The sequence below is a fragment of the Haemophilus sputorum CCUG 13788 genome (genome assembly GCF_000238795.1).
Lineage (GTDB): Bacteria > Pseudomonadota > Gammaproteobacteria > Enterobacterales > Pasteurellaceae > Haemophilus_A > Haemophilus_A sputorum.
In genome coordinates this window covers 1-536 of sequence record NZ_AFNK01000063.1, presented here as the reverse complement: position 1 = coordinate 536, position 536 = coordinate 1, and the positions used below count along the sequence as shown (strand labels likewise).

Below are 536 nucleotides of genomic sequence, written 5' to 3'. Positions count from 1 at the left end.
CTCGGTGGATACACAGCATTAAGATATTCATCCGTTGATATTTCTTTGCTCAAGTGGGATACATTCCATTCTGTAATCTCAACATTTTCTGGCAACCCACAATATAAAAAACTCGTTTTTATGGCATGGTTTGGATTCAGCGTTCCATTAATATTCTTTGCCATATTCATGTTAATTGTCGTGATTGGGATTATGCCTAAAAAAGTCATCTACGGTGACGCCCGGCTCGCAACTGATATGGACCTGAGTAAATCAGGTTTTTTCCCGGATAAAAAATCACCTTACAAACATCCACCAATACTCATCGGTAAAATGTTCAAGGGGAGATACAAAAAACAATTTATTTATTTCGCCGGACAACAATTTTTAATTCTTTATGCCCCGACACGTTCTGGTAAAGGGGTGGGGATTGTTATCCCCAACTGCGTAAACTATCCAGGAAGTATGGTCATACTGGGATATACAAACTTAGAAAACGTTTGGTTTTTATCAGGCCGGTATTCGAGGAACAAAAAAGTAAGTTAGGGACAAAGAAT

General features: G+C 38.4%; 1 protein-coding gene. It reads left to right on the top strand.

All coding sequences use genetic code 11. From position 1 onward, the window contains the following. Positions 1 to 525, top strand: a 525-nt coding sequence (locus HSP_RS11580) for a type IV secretory system conjugative DNA transfer family protein (protein WP_010129797.1), incomplete at its 5' end; no start/stop codon positions are given. Positions 526 to 536: the final 11 nt, after the last annotated feature.